Source organism: Flavobacterium sp. CLA17 (assembly GCF_013112255.2).
GTDB classification, from domain to species: domain Bacteria; phylum Bacteroidota; class Bacteroidia; order Flavobacteriales; family Flavobacteriaceae; genus Flavobacterium; species Flavobacterium circumlabens.
The window spans coordinates 1,333,842-1,357,910 of sequence record NZ_CP068294.1; the positions used below are offsets into that span (position 1 = coordinate 1,333,842).

The 24,069-nt window shown below is 36.6% G+C and carries 20 protein-coding genes; 6 read left to right on the top strand and 14 right to left on the bottom strand.

What is annotated here, in order from left to right; genetic code table 11:
* Window positions 1–16: 16 nt before the first annotated feature.
* Both purB and HAV12_RS05965 read right to left on the bottom strand, forming a co-directional pair.
* Window positions 17–1,363 carry an adenylosuccinate lyase gene (purB, locus tag HAV12_RS05960; RefSeq protein WP_171568851.1) on the bottom strand — a complete coding sequence of 449 codons (1,347 nt, stop codon included), beginning with the start codon at window positions 1,361–1,363 and terminating at the stop codon, window positions 17–19.
* Between the two features lie 79 nt (window positions 1,364–1,442).
* Window positions 1,443–2,132: an NAD-dependent deacylase gene (locus HAV12_RS05965; protein WP_171568852.1), complete on the bottom strand. Its 690-nt coding sequence runs from the start codon at window positions 2,130–2,132 to the stop codon at window positions 1,443–1,445.
* Window positions 2,133–2,293: 161 nt separating this feature from the next.
* Between HAV12_RS05965 and cysC the strand changes: the two genes are divergently transcribed.
* The 3 genes from cysC to HAV12_RS05980 are packed head-to-tail and all read left to right on the top strand — an operon-like array spanning window position 2,294 to window position 4,549.
* Window positions 2,294–2,830, top strand: a complete 537-nt coding sequence (gene cysC, locus HAV12_RS05970) for an adenylyl-sulfate kinase (protein WP_171568853.1) — start codon at window positions 2,294–2,296, stop codon at window positions 2,828–2,830.
* Between the two features lie 26 nt (window positions 2,831–2,856).
* Window positions 2,857–3,831, top strand: a complete 975-nt coding sequence (locus HAV12_RS05975) for a sulfotransferase family protein (RefSeq protein WP_171568854.1) — start codon at window positions 2,857–2,859, stop codon at window positions 3,829–3,831.
* 55 nt (window positions 3,832–3,886) lie between these two features.
* Window positions 3,887–4,549 carry an RNA methyltransferase gene (locus tag HAV12_RS05980; protein WP_132038044.1) on the top strand — a complete coding sequence of 221 codons (663 nt, stop codon included), beginning with the start codon at window positions 3,887–3,889 and terminating at the stop codon, window positions 4,547–4,549.
* A gap of 73 nt (window positions 4,550–4,622) precedes the next feature.
* On the opposite strand, the gene HAV12_RS05985 is transcribed toward HAV12_RS05980, so the two are convergent.
* The 7 genes from HAV12_RS05985 to HAV12_RS06015 form a co-directional block, all read right to left on the bottom strand.
* Window positions 4,623–6,227 (bottom strand): PepSY-associated TM helix domain-containing protein, encoded by a 1,605-nt coding sequence (locus HAV12_RS05985; RefSeq protein WP_171568855.1) that lies wholly within the window; start codon window positions 6,225–6,227, stop codon window positions 4,623–4,625.
* 105 nt (window positions 6,228–6,332) lie between these two features.
* Complete coding sequence (locus tag HAV12_RS05990) at window positions 6,333–8,492, bottom strand: TonB-dependent receptor (protein ID WP_171568856.1); 2,160 nt, start codon at window positions 8,490–8,492, stop codon at window positions 6,333–6,335.
* Between the two features lie 98 nt (window positions 8,493–8,590).
* Window positions 8,591–8,968, bottom strand: a complete 378-nt coding sequence (locus tag HAV12_RS05995; RefSeq protein WP_240345238.1) for a hypothetical protein — start codon at window positions 8,966–8,968, stop codon at window positions 8,591–8,593.
* Between the two features lie 195 nt (window positions 8,969–9,163).
* Window positions 9,164–12,505: a preprotein translocase subunit SecA gene (gene secA / locus HAV12_RS06000; protein ID WP_171568857.1), complete on the bottom strand. Its 3,342-nt coding sequence runs from the start codon at window positions 12,503–12,505 to the stop codon at window positions 9,164–9,166.
* Between the two features lie 89 nt (window positions 12,506–12,594).
* Window positions 12,595–12,816, bottom strand: a complete 222-nt coding sequence (locus tag HAV12_RS06005; RefSeq protein ID WP_007138072.1) for a DUF2795 domain-containing protein — start codon at window positions 12,814–12,816, stop codon at window positions 12,595–12,597.
* Window positions 12,817–13,056: 240 nt separating this feature from the next.
* Entirely contained in the window at window positions 13,057–13,626 is a 570-nt protein-coding gene (locus tag HAV12_RS06010) for a cob(I)yrinic acid a,c-diamide adenosyltransferase (protein ID WP_171568858.1), read from the bottom strand.
* A gap of 139 nt (window positions 13,627–13,765) precedes the next feature.
* On the bottom strand, window positions 13,766–14,452 hold the full coding sequence (locus HAV12_RS06015; protein WP_171568859.1) for an ABC transporter ATP-binding protein: 687 nt from the start codon (window positions 14,450–14,452) through the stop codon (window positions 13,766–13,768).
* 299 nt (window positions 14,453–14,751) lie between these two features.
* Here HAV12_RS06015 and HAV12_RS06020 point away from each other — a divergent pair, with 299 nt between their 5' ends.
* The gene (locus tag HAV12_RS06020) at window positions 14,752–15,408 is read left to right on the top strand and encodes a DUF6565 domain-containing protein (RefSeq protein WP_171568860.1); all 657 of its coding nucleotides are present in this window, start codon (window positions 14,752–14,754) and stop codon (window positions 15,406–15,408) included.
* A 50-nt stretch (window positions 15,409–15,458) separates the two neighbouring features.
* On the opposite strand, the gene HAV12_RS06025 is transcribed toward HAV12_RS06020, so the two are convergent.
* Complete coding sequence (locus HAV12_RS06025) at window positions 15,459–16,262, bottom strand: O-methyltransferase (protein ID WP_171568861.1); 804 nt, start codon at window positions 16,260–16,262, stop codon at window positions 15,459–15,461.
* A 128-nt stretch (window positions 16,263–16,390) separates the two neighbouring features.
* Here HAV12_RS06025 and HAV12_RS06030 point away from each other — a divergent pair, with 128 nt between their 5' ends.
* Window positions 16,391–17,944 (top strand): SDR family oxidoreductase, encoded by a 1,554-nt coding sequence (locus HAV12_RS06030; RefSeq protein ID WP_370528478.1) that lies wholly within the window; start codon window positions 16,391–16,393, stop codon window positions 17,942–17,944.
* A 169-nt stretch (window positions 17,945–18,113) separates the two neighbouring features.
* Here HAV12_RS06030 and HAV12_RS06035 read toward each other — a convergent pair whose 3' ends face one another.
* From HAV12_RS06035 to HAV12_RS06045, 3 genes are all read right to left on the bottom strand, one after another.
* A complete protein-coding gene (locus HAV12_RS06035) occupies window positions 18,114–19,976 on the bottom strand; it encodes an ABC-F family ATP-binding cassette domain-containing protein (RefSeq protein ID WP_171568862.1) in 1,863 nt (620 codons plus the stop codon).
* Window positions 19,977–20,202: 226 nt separating this feature from the next.
* A complete protein-coding gene (locus HAV12_RS06040) occupies window positions 20,203–20,604 on the bottom strand; it encodes a helix-turn-helix transcriptional regulator (protein ID WP_171568863.1) in 402 nt (133 codons plus the stop codon).
* A 131-nt stretch (window positions 20,605–20,735) separates the two neighbouring features.
* Window positions 20,736–21,698 (bottom strand): T9SS C-terminal target domain-containing protein, encoded by a 963-nt coding sequence (locus HAV12_RS06045; RefSeq protein ID WP_171568864.1) that lies wholly within the window; start codon window positions 21,696–21,698, stop codon window positions 20,736–20,738.
* 156 nt (window positions 21,699–21,854) lie between these two features.
* Between HAV12_RS06045 and HAV12_RS06050 the strand changes: the two genes are divergently transcribed.
* Entirely contained in the window at window positions 21,855–23,273 is a 1,419-nt protein-coding gene (locus tag HAV12_RS06050) for an undecaprenyl-phosphate glucose phosphotransferase (RefSeq protein WP_171568865.1), read from the top strand.
* On the opposite strand, the gene HAV12_RS06055 is transcribed toward HAV12_RS06050, so the two are convergent.
* Window positions 23,274–24,011: a tyrosine-protein phosphatase gene (locus HAV12_RS06055; protein WP_171568866.1), complete on the bottom strand. Its 738-nt coding sequence runs from the start codon at window positions 24,009–24,011 to the stop codon at window positions 23,274–23,276. It abuts the gene before it with no gap.
* Between the last annotated feature and the right edge of the window lie 58 nt (window positions 24,012–24,069).

Sequence of the window (24,069 nt, forward strand, 5' to 3'; positions counted from 1 at the left end):
ATATTTTGTGTTTTATTTAGATTCCGACGTAATTGGCAGGTGTTATTGCCATTAATTCGGCTCTGACAGCATCAGAAACCTCTAAAGTCGCAATAAAATTATGAATTGCTTTTTTGTCAATTGCTTCGTTTGTTCGGGTCAGACCTTTCAAAGCTTCATATGGATTCGGATACGCTTCACGACGTAAAATGGTCTGAATAGCCTCAGCCACAACGGCCCAGTTTTTTTCTAAATCTTCAGCAAATTTAGCTTCGTTCAGAAGTAATTTGTTCAGACCTTTCAGGGAAGCTTCAAAAGCAATAACAGTGTGACCGATCGGAACGCCAATATTACGTAAAACAGTACTGTCGGTCAAATCACGCTGTAATCTTGAGATTGGTAATTTAGCTGATAAATGTTCAAAAATAGCATTTGCCATTCCCAGGTTTCCTTCAGAGTTTTCAAAATCAATCGGATTTACTTTATGTGGCATAGCCGATGATCCAATTTCACCTTCCTTGATTTTTTGTTTGAAATAATCCATCGAAACATAGGTCCAGATATCGCGGTCCAGGTCGATAATAATAGTGTTGATTCTTTTTAGAGCATCGAAAAATGCTGCAAAATGATCGTAATGCTCAATTTGTGTTGTCGGAAAAGAATGGTGTAAACCAAGACCCGTTTCAACAAATTTGCTTCCAAACTGTTTCCAGTCGATTTGCGGATAGGCTACATGATGTGCATTATAATTTCCTGTTGCCCCTCCAAATTTAGCGGCAAACGGAACATTGAACAACAACCGAAGCTGCTCTTCTAAACGCTCCACGAAAACCAGAATTTCTTTTCCTAAACGGGTAGGAGAAGCCGGTTGTCCGTGTGTACGTGCCAACATCGGAATGGCTGCCCATTCTACGCTCAATTCTTTTAATTTTGAAATTAAAGAAATCAGGGACGGCATATAAACCTGCTCAAAAGCTTCTTTTGTAGAAAGCGGAATTGCAGTATTGTTAATATCCTGAGAGGTTAATCCGAAGTGAATGAACTCTTTGTATTGAGATAAACCCAGTTTTTCAAAAGCATCTTTAATAAAATACTCTACTGCTTTTACATCGTGATTGGTCACTTTCTCTGTTTCTTTGATCCAAAGTGCATCTTCGGTAGAAAAGTTTTTATAGATGTTACGCAAACTGTCAAATAAATTGGAGTTTATGTCTTTTAGTTGTGGTAATGGTACTTCGCACAAGGCAATAAAGTATTCAATTTCAACCAATACACGGTATTTGATTAAGGCTTCTTCAGAGAAAAAAGGCGCTAATGAAAGGGTTTTATTTCTATATCTTCCGTCAATTGGAGAAATAGCATTCAATTCGTTTAAAGTAGTCATTGTTATGTTGTTTGTTCGAAAGGTGCAAATATAAACAGAATTTAGGGATTAGAAGTCATCAAAACGGGCAATTGTACTTTTAAATTGATTTTAAACGATCTCTTAAAATCGCCACTCCTTCAGAAGCAATTTTAGGAATGATTTCTACTTTATTCTGAAGATTCGGAATTGCAATTGGCTTTGGATCAATATAAAAAACAGGAGTAGTGCTATACGTATAAGATATCAGTCCGGCAGCGGGATAAACCTGCAGCGATGTTCCGATTACGGCAAAATAATCTGCTTCTTCGACCATTTTAAGGGCTTCCTCGAGAGCAGGTACTTCTTCGCCAAACCAGACGATATGCGGGCGTAGCTGATGTCCGTTCACATCAAAATCTCCGGTAAACAAATCGTCTTTCCAATCCAAAATCAGATTTCTGTTTTGCGTACTTCTCACTTTTAGCAGTTCGCCATGCAGGTGTAATACATTTGTACTTCCGGCGCGCTCGTGCAAATCGTCAACATTCTGAGTGATAATATATACGTCAAAATCCTGCTCTAATTCGGCTAAAATCTGATGACCTAAATTAGGCTGTACTTCTTTGAGCTGCTGGCGTCTTTTGTTGTAGAAATCCAATACCAATTCCTGGTTTTTGCGCCAGCCTTCTGGAGTTGCGACTTCCATTACATCATGACCTTCCCATAAACCATCACTGTCGCGAAAGGTTTTGATGCCGCTTTCAGCACTGATTCCGGCACCGGTTAAAACGACTAATTTCTTTTTCATTTTGATTTGATTCTGAAAAATAAAAATAATCAATTCCAAATGAACACAGTCATTGATTTTATAAAAAATGAATGTATTGAAGTAGTTTTTTTAGTATTTTTACTATGAATAATTTGCAAGGCGTTGATTTTTATTGCTTTGCTTTTTAATAAAAAAAGTTAATGATACTAATACAATTTACAGGTTTGTCAGGTTCCGGAAAGACTACATTGGCTAAAAATGTAGAGCATTTGCTGGTAAATGAAGGACATAAAGTAAAAATAGTAGATGGTGATCTATACCGAAAAACACTCTGTAAAGATCTGGGCTTTTCAAAAGATGACCGGTACGAGAATGTAAGACGTCTTTTTAGTGTAGGACAGGATTTTATTGCGTCCAAAGTTATTGTTCTGATGTCTGTCATAAATCCCTATGAAGATTTAAGAAATGAAATCAGCCGGCATAATTTTGTACGAACGGTCTATCTGGACTGCTCGATAGACAATCTGATTAAAAGAGATCCAAAAGGATTGTACAAAAAAGCACTGCTGCCGGATAACGATAGCAATAAAATCAACAATTTTACCGGAATTAGCGATGTTTACGAAGTTCCTTTAAAAGCTGATTTAACCTTAAAAACAGATTCAGAAGCAGAGTCTGTTTCAACCGGCAAACTGTACTCTTTTATACTGGATAACATAACCAATACGGCTCAGTAATTATTATAAAAAAAATAAATTTAAACATGGAAAATAGCGATCACCCCCTTTTACATTGGATTCCGAATAAGTTAATTGAAAAAGAGGGAGAGGTCTATTTTGAATGGATTTATTTGAGTGACAAAAGGTATTTGGACCCTTTTTTCGAGGAAACGCTGGTAAAATGCGCAGACCATCCTGACAATTTAAAAAGATTTAAAGTGGTAAGCAGCGCCGATAATCTTCTTGACTGGGCTGCCCAATTGGTTTCTGCGGAATTAAACGCATTTGTATTTCATGTCTCGCGTTGTGGGTCTACTATGCTGGCGCAGTCTTTGGCCGTTTCCCCACAAAATATAGTGATTGCAGAAGCGCCAATTATTGATGCGATCGTAAGAAGTGAACTTTTTGATCTGGATAAAAAAAGAGTTTTAATAAAAGCTGTAATAACTTTACTGGGACAAAAAAGATTTCCCGATGAAAAGAATTTAATCGTAAAATTAGATTCCTGGCACATCTTTGAAGCAGGCGAATTAAGATCCATTTTTCCTGAATTGCCTTTTGTCCTTTTGTATAGGAATCCCGCCGAAGTATTAAAATCCCATTCCAAACTCAAAGGAATGCATATGATTCCCAATTTACTTCCTTCCAAAATTTTTGGAATTACGAATAAGGAAATCGAAGAAATTGGTTTTCACCAATATAGTGCAGTGGTTCTGGAAAAGTATTTTCAGGCTTATTTTGATTTTCAACAAACAGATCAGAATGTACTGGTTTACAATTATAAAGACGGAATGCGGGATATTCTCGAAAAGGTTATTGATCTGATAAATGACGATTATTATATCGAAGAAATCGACCAGATGTACGAGCGTTTGAAGAAACATTCTAAAAATGAAACGAACGTCTTTAGCGGTGATTCTTTTATGAATGAAAATTTAGCAATGGATCTCAGCAGGGTGAATCATTTATATGAAAAATTAGAACAGAAATTATCAGGACAGTTGGCCGACAGAAATTGAACACTCCTTTATTAACGATTCTTTTTTTAGTATTTTTGCGGCAAATACAACCCAAATGATTGATTTAGATTACCTCGCCTTTCTTGAAAATATACTGACAGATAACCGAAAAGAAAAATTTCTAAAAGTCCTCGCCAGCCGTACCAAACATTTTACGATTGCTGTGGAAGATGTTTTTCAGATGCACAATACAAGTGCCGTGATGCGCAGCTGCGAAGTTTTCGGAATTCAGGAATTGAATATTATCGAGCAGCGTTACGGTAAAAGGATTGATAAGGAAATTGCAATGGGCGCCCAAAAATGGGTAGATATCAATCAATTTGATTCGATTACGAATTGCCTTTCGACTTTAAAAAATCAGGGTTATCAGATCATTGCCACAACACCTCATGAAAATGATTGTTTACTGGAAGATTTTGACATTACAAAACCAAGTGCCTTATTTTTCGGTACCGAACGCGACGGACTTTCACAGGAAATTCTGGACAAGGCGGATGGTTTCCTGAAAATACCAATGGTCGGTTTTACAGAAAGTCTGAATATTTCTGTTTCAGCTGCCATCATCATTCAAAACCTTACCAACAGATTGCGTAATTCGGATATTGCCTGGCAGTTGTCTGAAGATGAAATCCTTGAAAAACGTCTGGCCTGGGCAAAAAGTTCCATTAAAGATATCAAGAGAATCGAAGCGCGTTATTTTGAGGAAAATCCGCGATAAGGTTCTAAGCTACTAAGTCTCTAAGCCACTAAGAAAAAAAACTCAGAAACTTAGAGACTTAGAATCTCAGTACCTATTTTTTCAAAAACAGAATAAATCCCAACACACTAACAATTAAAATAGTCAGTGCTGCCACAACCATGGTTAGATCGCGAATATTTTTTCCTGCCCAATCCATAAATAAAAATTTATGCAGGATGGCAAACGAATAACCTTCTACTTTATCTGAATTTTTAATAACAGCCGCCAGTCTTGAAGTGGCCGTCTCGATATAATAAGTTGTTTTTTCCGGGGTGTCATAAGTCAGTTTTATGACCGGTAACCTTTTGTTGACAAAACCATATTCCCTGCTTTCAAAGTCAGTTACAATTTTTGATTCCAATAATTTTGTGTTTTCCAGAGAAGGCTGAGGTTCGTCATCAGTACTTTCGATCATTTCGCAACAAGCCTCTCTTGGGGCACCACCCGTAAAATAATACGCCAAAAATTCCGCATAGTCAAAATCCAGATTAGGCGCTATTTGGTTGGTCACGGCATTGATATAAATTACTTCTGATTTTGGATCTTCTTTTTTGCCCCATTTAGAATTGGCGCCTCCTTTTGGTTTTTTGAACTTTTTGGTTTCTTTTTCTGCCAGCTGACAACGATAATAAGTGCTGTCGTTTAAGCTGATGATTCCAATATTTTGAAAACGATTCCAGTCTAAATCTAAGTTGTTATTAGGAAACGGAATTTCTTTGGTTGAAAATGTCGGTTCATAAACCATTTGCGATAATGTGTAGGGCGCCCATTTTGTGGTGGCATGATACGCTCCGCTAAAGGCAAATGTCAAAGTGAAAAGCGAAACCCAGATTCCGATCTGGCGATGGTATTTTCTAAGCCCTTTTTTGGGTTGCAAACTGTCTGTTTTTTTGAATTGTTTCCACAACAGACCATAGATTACTATTCCGCTTAAGGCAGAAAATCCAATGATGGACAATAGAAAAATCATGGTAATGATTCGAATACTGTTGTTCGTAATCGCGTCAATAAACGACCAGTTATGAAAAGTATCAAAAAACCAGATAAAAGCCTGTCTTGAACTTGGGTTATAAGTGGCCAGTTTGCCTGAAGAGGTTTCCACATATACTTCCATAGCATCAGAGCGATCGAAAGTTATTTTGTAAACCGGTAAATAACGGTTTACATATTTGTATTGTGAAGTGAATTCGGTAACAACTTCACTCTTTTGTACGGGACTTTTCTGATCGTCGAGAAAATAACGCGAAAGCCATTCGGCATATTTCTGGTCTCCGTTTTCGAGCTTTTTAGCATTAGAGGTATCAAAATACAACAAATCTCCCGGAATCATTTTTACCTGATAGAAAGTCGTATTATTGAAAGAAACAATACGGAAATTTTTGAAATCATTAATGCTGTTTCTCCTTAACACCTCCTGAATCGAAAAATGTAGCTGATTTTTATCGATTACTTGCTGTTCGAGTTTGTCATGTGCAATTTCGGGCTTAAAAAAATGCGCCATAAAGGGATGCATCAAACCCGATAATGTCCAGAATAGTAACGGAACAATGGTAATTAATCCGATAACACGATGCCATTTGTACATGTGCTGTTTGACTTTCCTGATGAATTTGGAATCTTTCTTTTTCGAAGATTTTTTATTTATTTCTTTACTCATGATTAACTTCTGATATTTTTTTTAGCCACAGATTTAAAGGATTTTTTATTTTGATAAGCATTCTAATCAATGTTAATCATTTCAATCTGTGGCAAAAGTGTTAGATTACTTTTTTAATGAAAAATTATATTGAATTCCAAAGACAAAAGTTCTTGGCGCAGCGGCTGTGTAAGTAGGCTGAGCGTTTGTGGTATTGGCTCTTGAAACATTGTAGGCGTATAATTTATCGGTAAGATTCAGTACGTTTCCGTAGATCTCAATTTTTTTCCACTGATAACCAATTCTGGCGTTGAACAAATTGTATCCGCCATATTTTATGGTATTGATCTGATCCTGATAATAACTGCCCACGAGCTGCCATTCGACCGAAGCCCTTAAATCAGGAAGCCAGTCCGGGTAATAACTCACCTCAGAATTTCCAGACCATTTTGGGGCTGCGGGCATTTCTTTTCCGTTTAAATCCTGAACCGGGTCGCTTGGTTTATCAGAGAGCTTAAAATCGATATAAGTGTGTTGTGCATAAGTCCCGCCAAAACGAATATTGAATTGTTTTGATGGACGGTAAGAAGCACCAAACTCGATTCCTTTATGACGCGTTTCTCCGGCGGAACGATAATCGGTTGAGTTGTCTGCCAGTTTGATGTTTAATAATTCATTTTTGCCTTCCATATAATACAAAGCATAATCGAAGTTTAATTTGTTTTCTAAGAAAGAAAACCAGCCTCCAATTTCGTAATTATTGAATGTTGCGGGTTCCAGATTATAGTAGAAATCAGCAGGAACACTCGTTGTTCCTCCGGTTCCGGTTTTAGTCCTGAAGATTGAAGTAATTCCGGGAGGTGCAAAACCTTGTGAATAGTTACCATAAAAACCGGCATATTCAAACGGGTTATAATTGGCTCCAGCCTTAAAAGTCGCTTTGTCATACACTTTGCTTCCCGAAGAAAGATCCAGTGCATTGTCGTAGTTCACTTTCATATTATCGTATCGGCCGCCAAACGTAAAAATAAATTTTTCGAATGGATTAATACTTATCTGGGCATATCCCGCTGTATTGAAAATATCCGCTGTATAATCAGCCAGTTTCGAATCCGGATGTTCTGCGATAATCTCATAAGAAGCTACGGTTTGTTTCCCTGCTTCTCCCTGGTTTAGGTTGGCTTTTAAGTCAATCACGTACGACCAATAGGTTACGGGAGAATAATCGTATAAAGCACCTGCAACAATTTTAGTATTCAGGAAATCGAACTTTTGAGTATGCTGCCCAATTGCTCCGTAACTTTTGAAATTATTTGAATTTACTTCTCCTTTAGCGGTTGTCGGATTTACGGTTGGGCTCCATCTGATTCCGTATGAAGGATTCTGGCCTAATTTGTTATCCCTTAAATAAGCGGTAATGTAACTGCTTGCTTGTTCATTCCAGTCGTGTTCCAGTGTTAATCTTGTTCTTAAAGCGTCAGATTTTCGATAGGTAAAATCAGAACTGCTTTTGTAGGTTCTGTTGTTGAAGGCATCTTCATTAACACTCCCGCTCATGTCGGAATAGTATTTACCGTACATGGTATTGCTGATCAGTCGGGTAGAAGGTGATATGTTATAATCAATTCGGGCATTCAGATTGTCTTTGTTGTAATCCGAATACGTCATCCAGCCATTTTCCTGAAGGCTTGAAATTCCGGCAATATGAAAACCAACTTTTCCGATTGTGGCACCTCCGGCAGCCTGAAATCTTCTGTAGCCATAATTGTCAGCCTGAACCCCGAATTTAAATTCCGGATCCACAGGTGGTTTTAACGAAATTAAATTGATCGTTCCTCCAACCGCTTCCGGTCCGTACAACGAAGAAACAGGGCCTTTTACCACTTCAATGCTTTGCAAATTAAACTGATTGATTTCTAATAAAGCATTATGATTGAAGATTCCCATTGGACGAATGGGTAAGCCGTCCTCCAGATATAAATAATAAGCATTGGTGGTCATCGGCTGACGAATCGACATCATATGCTGTTCGTTTCCTAAATTAACCATTAAAACCCCCGGCGTTTTGTTGATGATCTCGTAAACCGCCGTTGCTTTGGTTTCATTGATCGTTTTTGCCGTTATTTTGCTAATGGCAACTGGTGTTTCCTTACGTAAAGTAGCGGTTCGGTTGGCAGTTATAAAGACGTTTTCCAGTTCCTGAGATTTTGTGGTGTCTTGTTCCGTTTTATTTTGTGCAAGAACACATTGCCCTATGATGAGTAGGGTAAAGTATATTTTTTTCATTTTAAATTATATAAATTTTAAAAGTAACATGTGATTTTCCTGATGTTAAAACAAGAAAAAAAGCTTTTCAGTTATAAATTGAAAAGAGTAGCTAAAATTTATATAAAATAGGATGGAGGGTGAAAAGTACTGTTTGAAACCGAAATAGGTTTCTCTGTGAAAGATGCAAAAAATGCTAATGCTGATTCGATTGGTGTTACTAATTTGAAATTAGCTGTAGGTGTATTTTGAATGTAAACAATCTCTACTTTTTCTTTCAGGTTGTTTTGCATTTTCTTTTCGTTGTCGGCGTATTTTTTTAAACTTTTTTGAAGTTCACATCGGCCGTTACAGGAATTAAAGATCATTTTACGCTGTACGCAAATGGTTTTTGAAATTTCGTCCTGATTTAATTTGAATGAGGTATAAACAAAGAAACTGCCAAATGATGGCACTAAAAGCATAAAGGAAAGTAGTATGATAAAAAACTTCTTCAAGGGCTGATTTCGTTGTTACGGGAGCAAAAATACATCTTATTCGTTTTACAACGAATAATTTTTGTTATTTTTTTAAATAATAAACCCGACAGATTTTAGAACCTGCCGGGTTTAAGTTTTTTAGTCACAGTCTCAGTTATCAGTCTCAGTGTAAAACTGAATACTGAGACTGATAACTGGATACTACAGTATTATTTATTTAACAAGAACCCATTCGCCATTGGCGATCAAAGTTTCTGCTTTTTTGAATTTCATTGTTTCTGTTTTACCAGTGGCAACTTCCTGAACTGTTACAGTATCATTACGGTTGATTTTTGGCATATCTCTCACAATGGTTTCTGTAACCTGACGTTGTTGCGTTTCTCCGGCTTCGCGGTTGATGTCTTCACTGTTTACAATTTCGTCTTTGCTTAATTTGAAGTTTTCTTTTTGACGAACTTCTTTTGCTTCGTGAATTTCAGGAACGTTCTGAGCTGGTAAATCACCTTTGAATAAGAATGAAATAACCTCTTTGTTTACGTTGTCTAACATTCCTCTAAACAAATTAAAAGCTTCTAATTTGTAGATAAGCAATGGATCTTTTTGTTCGTGAACGGCTAACTGAACGGATTGTTTCAATTCGTCCATTTTACGTAAGTGCTTTTTCCAGGCCTCATCAACAATAGAAAGAGTGATGTTTTTCTCGAAATCAGCAATTAATTGCGCTCCTTCGCTATCGTACGCTTTTTTCAGGTCAGTAACAACGTTCAGCGTTTTGATTCCATCTGTAAACGGAACTACAATGCGCTCAAAATGATTGTTTGGTTCTTCGTAAACTCCTTTGATGATTGGGAAAGCTTCTCTTGCGCTTCTTTCCGTTTTCTCTGTATAGAATGCCAAAGCTTCTTTGTATACTTTCCCTGTAATTTCAATATCAGTTAATTTCGTAAAATCAGCTTCAGAAATTGGAGAAGTAATTCCGAAATAACGAATTAAATCAAAATCAAATGTTTTAAAATCATTTGCCGCTTTGTTTTGGCTTACAATTAATTCGCAAGTATCATAAAGCATGTTGGCAATATCCAGTTTCAGACGCTCCCCAAACAAGGCGTGACGACGACGTTTGTATACCACTTCACGTTGGGAGTTCATAACATCATCATATTCTAATAAACGTTTACGAACACCAAAGTTGTTTTCTTCTACTTTTTTCTGAGCACGCTCGATAGATTTGGTCATCATAGAATGCTGAATAACTTCACCTTCCTGTAATCCCATTCTGTCCATAACTTTAGCGACTCTTTCAGAACCAAATAAACGCATTAGGTTGTCTTCAAGAGAAACATAAAACTGCGAACTTCCCGGATCTCCCTGACGTCCTGCACGACCACGTAACTGTCTGTCTACACGACGGGAATCATGACGCTCTGTACCTACGATTGCTAAACCTCCGGCAGCTTTTACTTCCGGGGATAATTTAATATCGGTACCACGACCAGCCATGTTTGTTGCAATGGTTACCACTCCGGCTTTACCTGCTTCTTCAACAATCTGTGCCTCTTGTTTGTGCATTTTCGCATTCAAGACGTTATGTGTAACGCCTCTCATTTTCAACATTCGGCTTAATAATTCTGAAATCTCTACAGAAGTTGTTCCAATTAATACCGGTCTTCCTGCATTCGATAATTCCGTTACATCTTCAATTACAGCGTTGAATTTCTCACGTGTCGTTTTGTAGATATAATCTTCTTTGTCTTGTCTTGACATTGGACGGTTAGTTGGAATTTCAACAACGTCCAGTTTATAAATCTGCCATAACTCTCCGGCTTCTGTAACTGCCGTACCCGTCATACCCCCTAATTTGCTGTACATTCTGAAATAATTCTGTAATGTTACAGTTGCAAAAGTTTGTGTAGCAGCTTCGATTTTTACATTTTCTTTCGCTTCAATCGCCTGGTGTAAACCGTCAGAATAACGACGGCCATCCATGATACGACCTGTTTGCTCATCGACAATCATAATTTTGTTGTCCATGATCACATACTCCACATCTTTTTCAAATAAAGCATAGGCTTTTAAAAGTTGTGTTAAAGTGTGAATACGCTCGCTTTTTACGCCGAAATCCTGGAATAATCTTTCTCTTGCTTCTGCTTCAGAATCTTTGTCTAATTTTTGTCTTTCGATAGCAGCAATTTCAGTTCCAATATCTGGAAGTACGAAAAAGTCAGCATCTGTATCTCCTGAAAGGTATTGGATACCGTTATCAGTAAGTTCAACCTGATTGTTTTTTTCTTCAATTACAAAATACAAAGCCTCATCGACTTTATGCATTTCGCGATTGTTATCCTGCATGTATTGATTTTCGGTTTTTTGAAGCAATTGTTTAATTCCTTCTTCACTCAAAAATTTAATTAATGCTTTATTTCTTGGTAAACTTCTGTAAGCTCTTAGCAATAAGAAACCACCTTCTTTAGTGTTTCCTTCTTTGATTAATCTTTTTGATTCAGACAAAAATCCGTTTGCCAGCTGACGTTGTTGCGCCACTAAATTTTCGATTTTTGGTTTCAGTTCATTAAATTCATGACGGTCTCCCTGAGGAACCGGTCCTGAAATAATAAGCGGTGTTCTTGCATCATCAATCAATACAGAATCAACCTCGTCGACAATCGCATAATTGTGTTTTCTTTGAACTAAATCGCTTGGCGAATGTGCCATGTTATCTCTTAAGTAGTCAAAACCAAATTCGTTGTTGGTTCCGTAAGTGATATCAGCGTCGTATGCTTTTTTTCTTTGCTCTGTACTTGGCTGGTGATTGTCAATACAATCCACACTTAAACCGTGAAACTCGAATAATGGCGCTTTCCAGGTACTATCACGTTTTGCCAAATAATCATTCACTGTTACCAGGTGCACTCCGTTTCCGGTTAAAGCGTTTAAGTAAAGGGGAAGTGTAGCCACCAAAGTTTTACCTTCACCCGTTTGCATTTCGGCAACTTTACCTTCATGCAAAACCATTCCGCCGATTAACTGAACATCATAATGAATCATGTCCCAGGTAATTTCCTTACCGGCGGCATTCCATTTATTAGCCCAGACTGCTTTATCGCCGTTAATAGTGATATAAGTTTTGTTTGCGGAAAATTCTCTGTCTTTTGGAGTTGCAGTTACTTCGATAAAAGAATTGTCTTTAAAACGACGTGCTGTTTCTTTAACAACAGAAAATGCTTCAGGAAGAATTTCTAATAAAGTTTTCTCCGAGATTTCATAAGCTTCTTTTTCAAGAGCATCAATAGCATCATAAAGATCTTCTCTTTTGTCAATGTCTTCGATGTTTTCAACTTCCGCTTTAAGCGAAACGATTTTAGCATCTTTGTCAGCTCTGGCTTCTTTTATTTTTTCTTTAAAATATGCGGTTCTGGCTCTCAATTCGTCATGAGACAAACTCATTAAGCTGGTTTCGAATGTTTTAATTTTATTTAAATACGGCTGTAAAGCTTTGACATCTTTCTGTGATTTATCACCTACAAAGACTTTAATAATACTGTTTATGAAACTCATGATTAATTGTATTTCTATTTTATGTAAATGTTGTATTTAGAACCAAAAAAAAAGCCTCTGTGATGAGACTTTTTCCTTTGGTTTATTTTTTAATATTCATCCTCATTCCAAAGATAATCTTCGTCTGTTGGATAATCAGGCCAAATTTCTTCCATTGATTCATATATCTCTCCTTCATCTTCGATAGACTGAAGGTTTTCTACTACTTCTAATGGAGCACCAGCTCTAATGGCGTAGTCTATAAGTTCATCTTTGTTAGCAGGCCATGGTGCATCACTTAAATAAGATGCTAATTCTAATGTCCAATACATCTGTTATCTGTTTAGTTTGTGCAAAAATAAATTTTTTACTGAAAAAGACAAGTAAATTTTGATTTATTTTAAGAAAATTTAAGAACGTCTCTTATTAAATTCCAAAAAATAAATTCCAAATTCCAAAAAAGGAACATAAAACCTACTATAGAGGAACTTTTGTATATTGTTTAAATTCGCAGAATTTTTAAATTTTTCCTTGGAATTTGGGATTTGGAAAAATTGGAATTTTAAGAAAATTTATTTTCTCGGAATCCATTTCACCTCATCCGCTTTTAAGTCAGAGGACAACTTCCGTGCCAAGACAAAAAGGTAGTCAGAAAGTCGGTTTAAGTACTGTATTGCAATTTCGGGAACCTGTTCATTATGGCTTAAATGCACTGCCAAACGCTCTGCGCGGCGACAAATACATCTCGCAATATGACAATGTGACACGGTAGGATGCCCTCCCGGTAAAACGAAGTGAGTCATTTGCGGAAGGCTTTCTTCCATTTTATCAATCTCATTTTCCAGTAATTCGATATCCGTATCGACAATTCCCAGATTTTTTAGCCTGAGTTGGCCGTTTTTAAGGACTTCTTTTTCTGCCGGAGTTGCCAAAATGGCGCCCACAGTAAATAAGCGATCCTGAATTTCGATTAAAATGGTTTTATAATGGGAATCGATTTCCTGATCACGAATGAGTCCTATATAAGAGTTGAGTTCATCAACAGTTCCATAACTGTCAATTCTGATGTGGTCTTTAGGAACGCGGTCGCCTCCAAAGAGAGCAGTTGTTCCTTTATCTCCGGTTTTGGTATATACTTTCATTTTTTTTTGAGGTGCTAAGTTTCTAAGTTGCTGAGGAACTAAGTTTTTTCCCTTTCCTTATTAAACGGTAAATCAAATAACAGGTAAACAGTTTCCCGACTAAACGATTCAACAAATAAACAATTCAACTATTTAGAAATTATTTTGTTGTGTCACTTTCAATCACGCCGTCACGAAGGCGTATAATCCGATGCGCGTATGCTGCGATATCTTCCTCATGTGTCACGAGAATTACGGTATTTCCCAGTGCATGAATGTCTCCGAAAAGCTTCATGATTTCTACAGAAGTCTTACTGTCTAAGTTTCCTGTTGGTTCATCGGCCAGAATTATCGAAGGTTTATTGACCAAAGCACGCGCAATTGCGACACGTTGTCGTTGTCCTCCCGAAAGCTGATTGGGCTGATGATCCATTCTGTCGGCAAGATTTACTTGTTTCAGAACCTCTGTGGCCCTTAAAACACGTTCCGACTTAGAATGTCCGGCATATATCATCGGTAAAGCTACATTATCTAAAGCAGTAGTTCGCGGCAAAAGGTTGAAAGTCTGAAAAACGAAACCAATTTCTTTATTTCTGATTTCTGCCAATTCATCATCACGCATCTTACTTACATCTTTTCCGTTTAAAACATAATGTCCGGAAGTTGGTGTATCCAGACAGCCAAGCAAATTCATCAAAGTCGATTTTCCGGATCCTGAAGGTCCCATTAAAGCTACATATTCACCTTTGTTGATTTCTAAATCTATACCTTTTAATACATAAACAATTTCGTTGCCCAGGACAAAGTCTCGTTTTATGTTCGTTATTTTAATTAATGGATTTGCCATTTCGTTTTACAATTTTGGTTTTAAAAGTACAAAACACTTTTCAATAATCGATGAGTAGCCTTTAATTGATTTTTGTTACAGAATGCAGTATTTATTAGTAGTGTTTTTTCTTTTTTAAAAAGTATAAAACATTTAAAAAAAATGTTTGTTATATGATTCTAATTTGTTTTTACATAATTATCATATTTTATAATTTTTATTAAATTATATTTAAAATTGATATTAAATTTTCGCAAATAATTTATAATTATTCAAATATTTAACTATATTTGCTGTATAACATTTAAATAATCAAAATTATGAGAAATATACAAATTGTATCAGGTATTGCACTAATAGCTTTAAGCTTCACATCATGTAAGGATGAAAAACAGGAAAATGCGAAAAAGACAATCGACGCCTATGTGACCTATGTCGATTCAGTAAAGAATGTTGCTGCAGATGATCTGAAAGCGGATTGGAAAGATGTAGATGCTGAATACAACAGAAGAGCAGAAAATGCACAGTTGGCTCTTGCTGATATTAAAGATAATGCAGCAGAAACAGAAAAAATAAACACTAGTAAAGTTAAATACGAAGAGTTTAAAAATGAAATGGCTGCCGTTTTGGCTCCTGCACCAACTGCTAAACAACAATTGCGTAATGCATTATTTGGTGAAGGAAAAATAGGTGACGATATGAGTTTTGCCTGGGTAAATGCTCAAAATATTCATAGTGTGTACCAACAATTTGTTCATACAGTAGAAAATAACAAAGACAGTTATTCACGTGAAGACTGGGATGAGATCAAAATGATGTATGAAGCACTTGACAGCCGTAAAAATACAGTTGAAAAAGAAGGTCTTACTTCTGAAGATAACAGAAAAATTGCAGGTTTAAAATTGAAATTTGCACCAATGTATACGCTTAACAGAATGGGAGCTAAATCTGATGAGACAGCAGCTGCTAAAAAATAAAAAATTGTAATAATTAGGGAAATGGCAATCAGAAATGGTTGCCATTTTTTTTATGCCCTGATGATAAAATGTTCTTTTTCCTGTTCACGTCTGAAAAAGACAAATCCCCATTGAAAAGTATCAATCGTTACTTTTACTTTTGGATGATTTTTAATCATTTCCCAGGCTTCCTCCATTTCGGCAGACCAGTGAATGTCATCGAAAATCCAAACGGAATCATTGGTAACAGTTGGTAATAAAAGTTCAAAATACGCCAGAGTTGCTTTTTTAGAATGGTTGCCGTCGAAATAGATTAGTTCAAAGTTTTCAGTCTCAGTTTTCAGTCTCAGTTTGATCTCTTGCAGATACTTTTCGAATTCTGTTATAACTGAATTGACATTATTCAAATTGAACTTTTGCAATTGTAATTGAGATTGATTTGCAGTTTGTGGACAGCCTTCCAACGTAATTACTTTTGCTTTTGTCCCGAGGCTTTGAGATCCTAAAGCAAGGGCAGAAGTAGCCAAACCCAGCGATGTTCCTATTTCTAAAATGGTATTAGGCTGAAAATAGCGAACGACGCGAAATAGTAATTCGGCACGTTTTGGAGAAATTCCGGCTGTTTGTGCAATTTTGGCAATTTGTCTGGTATTCGATTTAAAAACTTTCGAGCCTGCACCAAAATCGGTTACTTCAATAAAGTTTTTATTTTCCAAAAGTGATTTCCTGTATTTTTTCAGAATTGCATATTCCGGCTTTGCTTTTTTGTCGTAAAAACATTTCGTTATTAAATTGAATACAAACGGAGAGTGAACGGCGTGTTCGTTTTTGGAGTTCCAAAGAAATTTTAGGTATGATTTTATTTGAAATAGCATAGCAACAGGTACAAAATGAGGGCGAAGATACAAATACGAAAGACAATACCCAAAAGACAATAGGTTTTAGGAAGTTTTATTACGCCGCTAAAAGACTATATTTGCGACCTTGAAATAATACCCATTTTATGATGTTGAAGGAAGAATTAGAAGAGAGGAATGTTATAACTCCGGAAGAAATTGAGCGATGCATTGCCATTCTGGCACAATTGAATACGGATACGGATCAGATATTTGATATTCCGAAAGAACAACGAATCGCTTTGATCAAAGAGGCGGGCATGTTCTCCAGACCGGATCGTGGTGAGTTTTCCAGAAGAATTAAGGACGGGAAACAGGCGGCCAAACGCAAAATGGAAAAGAAAGACAAAACGGCGCGTAAAGAAACCGGAATCCGTCATGCGCGTGAAGCAAGTGTATTTGTGGCACCCAAATTATTGGCTTTTAATGATCTGACTCATAAAGAACAATTAGAACTGGAAACACCCAGAAACTGTTATGTGTGTAAAACAGGCTTTACCAAAATGCATCACTTTTATGATACCATGTGTACCGATTGTGGTGATTTTAATTATGCCAAACGTTTTCAGACGGCTGATGTTAAAGGACAAATTGCTGTGATTACCGGTTCCCGTTTAAAAATTGGCTATCACATTACGCTGATGCTTTTACGCGGCGGAGCAACTGTGATTGCAACTACCCGTTTTCCTGTGGACTCTGCCTTGCGTTTTTCTAAAGAAGACGATTTTATGGAGTGGGGACATCGGTTGAAAATTCATGGACTGGATTTACGACATATTCCCAGCGTCGAGATTTTTTGCAATTTTATCGAGCAGAAATACGAGCGACTGGATATTTTAATCAATAATGCCGCTCAGACGGTGAGACGTCCTTCGGGTTTTTATACGCATTTAATGGAAAATGAGGAGCGTCCAGTTGCTTCTCTGCCAAAGCAGGCTCAGGAATTGTTACTCGACCATGTGAATTGTCTCGATGAATTAAAAATCCTGACCACCGGAGCTTCTTCGAATCAAAATATGCCGGTGACCTGGCACGGACCTGAACCCGGAATTGGGTTGCGGGCCTCGGCTAAATTATCTCAGATTCCGTATTCTTTTGATAATGCGTTGGTTGCCAATGAAGTTTTTCCGGAAGGAGAACTGGATGCCGATTTACAGCAGGTTGATTTGAGAAAAACAAACAGCTGGCGTTTGAGATTGGGACAAATCGAAACTACGGAAATGATTGAAGTGCAACTGGTGAATTCGGTGGCTCCTTTTGTATTATGTAACCGACTTTCGGAGGTTATGAAGAAAGACAATACCGGAAAAAAACACATCATAAATGTTTCGGCAATGGAGGGGAAATTTCATCGCTTTTTTAAAGAAGACCGCCATCCGCATACCAATATGGCAAAGGCAGCTTTGAATATGTTAACGCATACTTCTTCGGGAACGCTGGCTAAACATGGTATTTTTATGAATGCTGTAGATACCGGCTGGGTAACCGACGAAGATCCTGCGGAATTGGCCAAAAAGAAACAGGAATTAGAAGATTTTCAACCGCCATTGGATATTGTAGATGGTGCGGCAAGAGTGATGGATCCTTTGTTTGACGGAATAAATACAGGAAAACACTGGTGTGGGAAGTTTTTGAAGGATTATAATCCGATTCCGTGGTAGGTTTTAGTCGCAGTCTCTCCCGATAGCTATCGGGATCAGTCTCAGTCTTCAGTAGGTTTTCAATATAAAAAATCCATAACAAAATAGTTTCTGTTATGGATTTTTTAATTTTTAACCCAAAGAATTTCGACAATTCACTGAAAACTGCGACTGCGACTGAAAACTAAAACTAGCCTTCAATCTTCGCCGAAAGTTCAAACCAGCGTTCTTCTTTAGAATCTATTTTATTGATAATATTTTGCAGTTCGTTTGCTTTTTTCTCGATATCGGCATCTGCTACTTTTCCGTCAGAGAATAATTGTTCGATTTTGATTTTATCAATTTCTAAATCTTTAATTTCTCTTTCCAGTTTTTGATATTCTTTTTGCTCGTTGAACGTTAAATTTCCTGTCGGATTATTTTGTTTCCAGTCTTTCTTTTCTGCTTTGTTTTCTTCTTTTTGCATAACATCGGCACTATCTTCATAGGCTCTGAAATCAGAATAGTTTCCCGGGAAATTCTCGATTTCACCATTTCCTCTGAAAACAAATAAATGATCGACAATTTTATCCATGAAATAACGGTCGTGCGATACCACAAGCAAACAGCCTGGGTAGTCTAAAAGGAAGCTCTCCAGAACATTCAGTGTTACAATATCCAAATCGTTGGTTGGCTCATCCAGAATTAAGAAGTTTGGATTCTGAATCAAAACGGTACATAGGTACAGACGTTTTAATTCTCCACCACTTAATTTTTCTACAAAATCATATTGTTTTTTAGCATCAAAAAGAAAACGCTCCAGCAATTGTGAAGCCGAAATCATTCTGCCTTTTGCAAGCGGAATAAATTCGCCGTATTCCTTAATAATATCAATCACACGCTGATTCGGTTTCGGGTTGATTCCGCTTTGGGTATAATAACCAATTTTTATCGTTTCTCCTTTTACTACGCGTCCGCTATCCAATGGGAGTGTTCCGGTAAGAAGGTTCAGGAAGGTCGATTTTCCGGTTCCGTTTTTACCAATGATTCCGATACGCGCGCCACGCTGGAAATCAAAACTAAACTGATCCAGAATTACGTGATCTTTAAATTTTTTGGAGATTTTGTGAAGCTCAATAATTTTGCTTCCCATACGTTCCATATTGATTTCAAGCTCAACTTTGTTTTCCTGACGACGGCTTTGTGCTTTTTCCTTGATTACATAAAAATCATCCTGACGTGATTTCGATTTTGTCGTTCTCGCTTTTGGCTGACGGCGCATCCATTCCAATTCTTTTACGAATAAGTTTTTGGCTTTGTCAACACTCGCGTTTTCAGACGTAATTCGCTCCTCTTTTTTCTCTAAATAATACGAGTAATTTCCTTTGTACTGGTATAATTTTCCGTTATCCAATTCAATGATTTCGTTACAAACGCGCTCTAAAAAGAAACGGTCGTGCGTCACCATAAACAACGTGATGTTTTCTTTGGCAAAATAACTTTCAAGCCATTCGATCATCTCCAGATCTAAGTGGTTGGTTGGCTCATCCAGAATCAATAAATCAGGACGATTGATCAATATGATGGCCAAAGAAAGACGCTTCTTTTGTCCACCCGAAAGATTTTTTACTTTTAATTTAAAATCTTCGAGTTTTAATTTGAATAAAATCTGCTTGTATTGGGTTTCAAAATCCCATGCATTGTGCTGATCCATTCCGTCAAAAGCTTTTTGATACGCTTCTTCGTCATCCGGATTTTCTAATGCTTTTTCGTAGGCTTCAATTACTTTAAGTGTTTCATTATCTGAAGCGAAAATACTTTCTTCGATAGTCAGTTCTTCCTGCAGTTTGTTGTCCTGCGAAAGAAAAGCCATTCGAATTCCTTTTCGTAAAACGACCTGACCGGTATCCGGTTCATCCAAACCGTTAATAATGCTCATAATGGTTGTTTTTCCAGAACCATTTTTGGCAATAAAAGCAATCTTTTGGTCTTTATTGATTCCGAATGAGATGTTGTCAAATAAGGTTCTTTCCCCAAACGACTTCGATATGTTTTCTACAGATAAGTAATTCACTTTGTAAATTATGAGTTATAAATTATAAGTTCTGAATGTTTTACAAATCACAACTTTTTTGCAAAAGTAAGGTATTATATTGCGATTTGCGAATTATTTATGCAGATGAGAGCCCAATACCCCGGTTACGCTTAAAGAAGCGCCGAAAGGTTAATTTACAAAACCAAAAAAGAGACTCGAAAGTCTCTTTGTGTATTACTATGTCTTATAAATAATTATTCAGTAACTATTTATTGATTAATTTTTCAAGTCGTTGCATCATTTCGTCTTTCTCTTTCAGCATACGCTCAAATAATGCAATCTTTTCTTCATGCAATTGGATAACTTTTTCAATTGGATTGTAGTTATTGATTACAAATCCAATTGCACTATCATTATTATTAAATGTATTTGCAATTACATTCACCGCCTGTTCCTCATCAAAGTTCTGAAAAGCTTCGACAGGAATTTTTAACTTATCTGAGATTTGATTCAGAATATCCTCTTCAATTATATCTTTTTGTTCCAGCATGGAAATTTTCTTCTGATTCCAGTCATTTCCCAAATCAAAAGCCAATGCCTCTTGTTTGATTCCAAGCATTTCTCTAAAACGTTTTACGTTTCTTCCCTGATGTATTTTTTGTTCCATAATGAATATCAATTTTACGAAGGCTCAAAGATAAAGCCATTTGGATGAAAAAGTATGAATTTCAAAGATAAAAAAATTTTATGTAAATATCTTTTTTGTAATAATAAACTTATACTATGTCGGTTTGCGAATTATTTATGGAGATCCGAATTCAATAGGGCACTCAAATCAAAATAATGAATTTGCTGGGGAACATTCAGAATTGGTTTCCGGACCAGGCTTTCATTCGTGACATAATAATGCAGGCCGTCCCGGGTTGCAATGCCTTCAATCTGATGAAAAGGGAGTTTCAGGTCGATTTTCCTTTTGTTTCCGGTTAAGAAATTATGATTTTTAAAATCATACAAAAGATATAAAAAAGTTTTTCCTGTTTTGGAATACCCACAAAGGACAATCCGTTTTTTTGATTCCAGATAAGTGGCTCCGGTCACCAAACCATCTGTGTTAAGGGTTTCTTTGTATTGGGCAATCTGTTTTCCGGGTTGATTGGGCAACACATAAATACTGGTTTTGGAAGAATTCCATTGTTTGGAAAATAAATAAATACTGTCTCTGGTTGCAATAAAAGCTTCACAATCAAAATTGGTCGTGTTTCCTTTTTGGGCAGTGAAATCGGTTTGGTCTGAGTAGGAGAATGAAATGGTGTCGATAACAGGATTTCCTTCTAAAAAAGATTTTTTTTCAATTTTTAAAATATGCAGATCGGTTCGGTTTCCCGTGAAATTATTTCCAAAATCACCGATATACAAATGTGTACTATCCTGTGAAATTTCCTCCCAGTCGTGGTTTACAGTATTGAGAATTACTTTTTTTCTAATTTTTCCCAAAGAATCCAATCCGTACAATGTGGTATCGTGATCATCATTGTGTGACCATAACAAACCGTCAAAAGCAATTAATCCGGAAGTTTCTTTTATGGAATCACTTAATCGGATGGAATATTCCGGTTTTATTTTTAAAGATTTATACTCGCAACTCCCGTCGTTGATAGTGGCGGCCGGATTGTAATTTATGGAAAGCGGGTCTGTACAGCCCGAAATCTGGCCATAAGAAACTGATATTGTTGTTATAAATAATAAAAAGAATTTTAGCATGGAAGGCGTTTTATATTCAAACGGGTTAAAAGTAAAATTTTAAAATAAATTGATTTTAAAATAACGTTAAAAAATATAATTTAAATGTTATTTTGCACCGTCATTGCTTCGGTCAGAATTTTATTCTAAAAAAGTAGTGCACATAGTTCCCCAAATATGAAAATTTCTGAAAAAATATCACATTACCGTTTTTCCCGCTACTTCAAAATTTTGTTTGTCTGCCTGGATATTCTATTGTTGAATCTGGCAATTAATCTTTCGGCATTGGCCCGATTTGGAGGTTTGAAGGAACTTCTGTTAAAGGAAGAAAAAACGATTGCCTTATTAATGAATTTAATCTGGATCGGTTTGTTGTTGCATAGAAATTCCTATCGAATGATTCGCATTGAACGTATCGAATCGATATTGAAAAGAACCATCAATAAAATTGTGATCCATGCGGCACTGGTGGCGATCTTTGTTGTTTTTTTAAAATATGCCGATATTTCGAGGCTTCGATTGCTGTATTTTTATCTGTTTTTCTTTTTGCTGATCATGATTTCGCGTTACGCATTAATGAAACTTTTAAAAGAAATCAGGGCGAACGGCTTTAATTTTAAAAAAATAATTATTGTCGGGGCTAATGATACGGGAGAAAGAATGCAAAAAATCCTGGCGAAAGATTTAACATACGGTTATCGGTTTTTAGGTTTCTTTGATGAAAAAGAAGCAATCTCTCCCGGTTTTTCAGGTCCGCTTTTAGGTGGATTTGACCGTATTGAGAGTTTTATCATTGAGGAAAAAATAGACGAAATGTATGTTGCACTTCATATTGATAAAATTGAAGTAATCAATAAGCTCACGAAAATATGCGAACAGAATATGATTCGTATTAAGTTTATTCCTGATTTTCAGTTGTATACAAAGTCAAGTAAAGTTGAGGTTACCTTTTATGGAAATACTCCGGTATTGATGCTACGCCCTGAACCTTTAGAATTTGCTTCCAACAGGCTTATCAAAAAGGTTTTTGATATTTGTTTTTCGCTTGGGGTTATTTTATTGATTTTTCCGTGGCTTTTGCCAATAGTAGCCCTGATCATTAAAATGGAATCCCGCGGTCCGGTTTTTTTCAAACAGGAACGTTCGGGAAGGGACAACCGTTCTTTTATGTGTCTTAAATTCAGAAGTATGTATGTAAATGATCTGGCACATAACAAACAAGCCGGAAAAGGAGATAGCAGGATTACCAAATTTGGAGCTTTTATCCGTAAAACCAGTATTGACGAATTGCCACAGTTTTTCAATGTTTTCTGGGGAGATATGTCTGTTGTCGGTCCAAGACCGCATATGGTCAATCTGGCAAAAGAATATAGCGAACTGATTAATAATTATTTAGTGCGACAATATGCTAAACCGGGAATCACAGGCTGGGCACAGGTGAATGGGTATCGCGGCGAAACGAAAGAGCTTATCGATATGGAAAACAGAGTCGATTACGACATCTGGTATATCGAAAACTGGAGTTTGCTTCTGGATATTAAAATAATTGTCAGAACGATTATTAATATTTTCAAAGGAGAAGAGAACGCCTATTAGCTAAAATTTAAAAAATTGATTGTTTGCAATAACGTCTTTTAAAGCAGAAACATTTTTTATTTTTATTTTTTTACCCAATTCCTTCATGTGGTTGCGATGATGCACATCTGAACCAACAAAATCATACATTCCTTTTTTCAGTAACTCTTCGCTAATTTTAGTGACTCCGCTACCGTAATAGCCCACTGCAGCCAGTAAATTCAATTGAAACAAACAGCCGGACTTTTTTAGTTTTTCGTATTCCCTAAAGTTTTGATGATAATACAAATACCTTTCCGGATGTGCCAAAACCGGAATGTAACCCGCTACCTGCAAATCAAAAAGTGTTTTGTGTAATTGTGCCGGCGGACTGATGTACGATATTTCTACGAGTACATAATTGTCTTTTAGGGTCAGTAGTTTTTCAGTTTTAAAATGATTTTCAAACCAGTCGTCCATAAAATATTCTGCGGCGGCACGGAAGGGAGTAGTTATGCCATTTTCTTTTAATGCCATTGCCGTTTCCTGGTGATTAGTCCTGATGACCTCAAGCGAATTATCCCAGAAATGGTGTTTTATATGCGGCGTGGTTACAAATTGAGAAATGCCAATTTCAGCAAAAGCCTTTGCGAGTTTTAGGGTGTCGCCTATAGTTTTGGCGCCGTCATCAATTCCGGGTAAAAGATGCGAATGAATGTCGATATAATTATCGGAAAGAAGATCTTTCAGGAACGGTTTTGATTTGAAAAGTGATAACATGCTGCAAAAGTAAAAAAAAGGATGTGTTTTTGAAGAATTTGTTAAATGGAAATTCACC

Coding starts and splice junctions, on each gene's coding strand:
- purB (WP_171568851.1), bottom strand. CDS start 1,363: ATGACTACTTTAAACGAATTGAATGCTATTTCTCCAATTGACGGAAGA.
- HAV12_RS05965 (WP_171568852.1), bottom strand. CDS start 2,132: ATGAAAAAGAAATTAGTCGTTTTAACCGGTGCCGGAATCAGTGCTGAA.
- cysC (WP_171568853.1), top strand. CDS start 2,294: ATGATACTAATACAATTTACAGGTTTGTCAGGTTCCGGAAAGACTACA.
- HAV12_RS05975 (WP_171568854.1), top strand. CDS start 2,857: ATGGAAAATAGCGATCACCCCCTTTTACATTGGATTCCGAATAAGTTA.
- HAV12_RS05980 (WP_132038044.1), top strand. CDS start 3,887: ATGATTGATTTAGATTACCTCGCCTTTCTTGAAAATATACTGACAGAT.
- HAV12_RS05985 (WP_171568855.1), bottom strand. CDS start 6,227: ATGAGTAAAGAAATAAATAAAAAATCTTCGAAAAAGAAAGATTCCAAA.
- HAV12_RS05990 (WP_171568856.1), bottom strand. CDS start 8,492: ATGAAAAAAATATACTTTACCCTACTCATCATAGGGCAATGTGTTCTT.
- secA (WP_171568857.1), bottom strand. CDS start 12,505: ATGAGTTTCATAAACAGTATTATTAAAGTCTTTGTAGGTGATAAATCA.
- HAV12_RS06005 (WP_007138072.1), bottom strand. CDS start 12,816: ATGTATTGGACATTAGAATTAGCATCTTATTTAAGTGATGCACCATGG.
- HAV12_RS06010 (WP_171568858.1), bottom strand. CDS start 13,626: ATGAAAGTATATACCAAAACCGGAGATAAAGGAACAACTGCTCTCTTT.
- HAV12_RS06015 (WP_171568859.1), bottom strand. CDS start 14,452: ATGGCAAATCCATTAATTAAAATAACGAACATAAAACGAGACTTTGTC.
- HAV12_RS06020 (WP_171568860.1), top strand. CDS start 14,752: ATGAGAAATATACAAATTGTATCAGGTATTGCACTAATAGCTTTAAGC.
- HAV12_RS06025 (WP_171568861.1), bottom strand. CDS start 16,262: ATGCTATTTCAAATAAAATCATACCTAAAATTTCTTTGGAACTCCAAA.
- HAV12_RS06030 (WP_370528478.1), top strand. CDS start 16,391: ATGATGTTGAAGGAAGAATTAGAAGAGAGGAATGTTATAACTCCGGAA.
- HAV12_RS06040 (WP_171568863.1), bottom strand. CDS start 20,604: ATGGAACAAAAAATACATCAGGGAAGAAACGTAAAACGTTTTAGAGAA.
- HAV12_RS06045 (WP_171568864.1), bottom strand. CDS start 21,698: ATGCTAAAATTCTTTTTATTATTTATAACAACAATATCAGTTTCTTAT.
- HAV12_RS06050 (WP_171568865.1), top strand. CDS start 21,855: ATGAAAATTTCTGAAAAAATATCACATTACCGTTTTTCCCGCTACTTC.
- HAV12_RS06055 (WP_171568866.1), bottom strand. CDS start 24,011: ATGTTATCACTTTTCAAATCAAAACCGTTCCTGAAAGATCTTCTTTCC.